This is a genomic window from Komagataeibacter ossonobensis, from assembly GCF_057359305.1.
On the sequence record NZ_JBXAYQ010000095.1, the window covers coordinates 1 to 3,012 of the forward strand.

The 3,012-nt window shown below is 52.9% G+C and carries 3 protein-coding genes and 1 pseudogene; 3 read left to right on the forward strand and 1 reads right to left on the reverse strand.

Annotated elements, in window-relative coordinates; all coding sequences use genetic code 11:
- On the forward strand, positions 1-1,408 hold a 1,408-nt coding region (locus AC1RQ9_RS18635), incomplete at its 5' end, for a hypothetical protein (protein ID WP_485988081.1).
- A 143-nt stretch (positions 1,409-1,551) separates the two neighbouring features.
- Positions 1,552-1,695 (forward strand): annotated as a pseudogene (locus AC1RQ9_RS18640) (transposase); the annotation flags it as partial.
- 126 nt (positions 1,696-1,821) lie between these two features.
- On the opposite strand, the gene AC1RQ9_RS18645 reads toward AC1RQ9_RS18640, so the two are convergent.
- Entirely contained in the window at positions 1,822-2,061 is a 240-nt protein-coding gene (locus AC1RQ9_RS18645) for a hypothetical protein (RefSeq protein WP_485988083.1), read from the reverse strand.
- A 533-nt stretch (positions 2,062-2,594) separates the two neighbouring features.
- Between AC1RQ9_RS18645 and AC1RQ9_RS18650 the strand changes: the two genes are divergently transcribed.
- A partial coding sequence (locus AC1RQ9_RS18650) for an RNA polymerase sigma factor (protein ID WP_485988084.1) occupies positions 2,595-3,012 on the forward strand: 418 nt, incomplete at its 3' end.

Here is a 3,012-nt window from a genome sequence, read left to right on the forward strand (position 1 = left end):
CGCGGTGGTGCTGCCGGGTGATGCGCAGGTATGGTTCCAGCCCGCGCCGAACTTTAATGGTGACCCGTCGAACATCTCGTTTACGGCAACGGTGGTGGACAATACCGCCGCTCCCGCCTTTACCGGGACGGATGGCAGGGCCGTGGCGGGTAATGCCATAACCGGCGTGGCAACGGGGGTTGATGTCAGCAACACCGGCGGTGGCACCGCACTTGATGGGGTGCCGGTGCAGGTGAGCACCAGCGTCACGCCGGTCAATGACGCGCCGGTTGCCACCGGGAGCGCCACGCTGCCCTCGGCTGATGCCAATAACCAGCAGGTCAGGGGCGATAGGATTTCCAGCCTGTTCGGACCGACTTTCTCCGATCAGGCCGACCAGCAGCGTAGTGCCTCCAATCCCGATGGCTCGGTGCCCGACCATCTGCAGGGCATTGCCATTGTGGGCAATATGGCCAACCCGGCAACGCAGGGTACATGGCAGTATTCAACCAATGGGGGCAGGACATGGCATAATGTCAGCATCTCGGTTTCCGCCACGGCAGCCCTTGTGTTGCCTGCCAACGCGGAACTGCATTTTGCGCCCGTAACAGGCTTTACTGGCACGCCGGGCGGCCTGTCTGCCGCACTGGTCGAGACCAACAGCACGTTGGCCACGGGCACGGCAGCACAGGTGGCAGATGTTTCGGCACTGATGGCCGATGAGACCAGCCATGTTTCGCAGACTACGGTGGCACTGAACACAAATGTGACGCAGCAGGAGGGCAATCCCGCCCTTTCGGGCTCGACCCTCAACAATGACCTCAGTTCTTCTGACCTGCTCAAGACATCAGTGGAGGACGGGTTTGAGAACGAGTTCCAGCGTGGCTTTGGCGTTGCGCACCAGACATGGATACGTGGCACGTCGCTCTACCGGTTCGTGACAACCAACCAGCAATATGATGTCGATGTGCCTGCCGGTGCCTTCAACAGCTCGGATGGAACGGACCTCAACCTGACCATTACGGCACGCCAGGCCGGCGGTGCGCCACTGCCTGACTGGGTCTCGTTCGATGCGGATCGCCGCTGCTTTTCCATGATCGCGCCAGATGATGCCACGGGTTCCATCGACCTGACCCTTATTGGTCGCGATGAATATGGCCATGAGGCGGAAGTTGATGTGCATGTGGTGATCGGACACGAACATCCAGCATGGGAGATGGCCGATGATCCGTCCATTCCGCAGGCTGTGGATCACGCGATGCATGTCGTGGAGCAGGACATGAACTGGCTTGCCTTCAACCCCGATTTTCATCGCGGTGGCCATCACGTTGCCGAGCCAGCCCCCGGTAAAAAGGGACTGCGTGCACAGATGCGTCAGATCGGCCAGAGAGCAGCGCATGCACGCAGCCGTGATCTGGTCAATCACTGATTGCCAGGTTGCGCGCATGGTTGGCAACGGAGCGCCAGATACGAACGGGTTTTGTTGGAAAGAAGGATATCGATACTGTTGCACTGAATAGTCCCTAGATTTCTGGACACCCGAACTCCTAAAAATGAGGACAGGAGGCGTTGATGGGGAAGCCCAATTTTAGTGATGGGTTCAAGCGTGATGCGGTGGTGCAGATTACCGAACGGGGATATGCGCTAGCGGAAGTTTCGCAGCGGCTCCCGGGTAGTACACATTGCCTGTATGCGTGGACGCGGCAACTTGCGAAGGTGGTACGGCGATACTCGCAAGTTATCGTATTGAGCAGGAGGGTAGCCGAACCAACGTTTTTGTGCAGCCAACGCCTTCAACCAGATACGCGCATTAGCGTCTTCGAGTTGTCGCGACACAAAGCGTCAAGACGTTGGGGATTCATTTAGGTCAGGTGGCAGACGCGCTGCTGTGAATAATCCCGTTCGGTCATCGCCCAGGTCACGGCCTCCTGCCGCAGGCCACGTGTCACGAGCTTTTTTTACCAGCAGCCCCTTTAATGCCGGGATGTCTCCATGATGCTTTTCGTCTGGAGTTATCATGTCCGTTTGATGCTTTCGCAGGGCTTCGGTGATCTTGGTCAGCGTAAATCGTGCTTTTTTCATGATCCGTCTCCAGTGGACAGATCAAACTTCAAATCGAGGACATTTCAGGAAGTAAGGTCAAGCACGTCAAGGGGGGGACTGCGCGAGACGGATTTTAATAGACGGTTATCTGCCCCCATGGGCTGTTACTCAGACTATACCACTATATCTACACCGTTCCCTGGAACCAGGGAAAATCACACATCACACGTATCCAGACGATAATGATAAATAAAATTGTTAATTTTTATAATATATTTTATATATATTAAATTAAAACTAATTCGCTATACTTAAGTTATTTTCTGGCTTCTCGAAATAAATATACGTCGGTTAAGGACAGATTTCCTTATCCTGCGATATGTGGATCCGAAGTATATTTTGGCCATAACTTTTCAGTAAAATCAATATATTGCATAAAATATGAAATTTATATGAACACATATTATATTGCTGTAATTCGTGATATATTATTATTAGTAATATGAATGTTGGAAAACTTTCTGGTATCGCGCAAACGTAGGACGTCATCTTGATCAGAATGACTTATCTTCATGGCTGAATGGGTAAAGCGTCAGTCCCGATGGTTTTCGCTATCATCCAAAATCCGGCAGCGGACAGGTTCTGAGGATTCCGATGATCTGTTACAAACTGTCCTTCTGCGTCTGCTTGAACGGGGGGTGACACATATCCAGCATGCCGAATCCTATATTCTGAAATCTGCCCACAACGCTGCTCGTGACGAAAACCGGCGAACACGCTGTCTGCCCTGTAGCCCGTTGCCGGATGAAGGATGGGACAATATTGAGTGCCCAAATCCCTCTCCTGATGAGGTATTCCTGTCGCGTGAGCAGCTTGTGATATTACAGGATGCGATACAGGATCTTGATCCATCTACTCGCGAGATTTTTCTGCTTCATCGGATCCACGAACTATCCTATAGCGAGATTTCGCAAAAATTGGGGTATAGCG

What these genes read in the sequence shown, in the direction of transcription:
- AC1RQ9_RS18645 (WP_485988083.1), bottom strand. Translation starts at nt 2,061, where the DNA reads ATGAAAAAAGCACGATTTACGCTGACCAAGATCACCGAAGCCCTGCGA.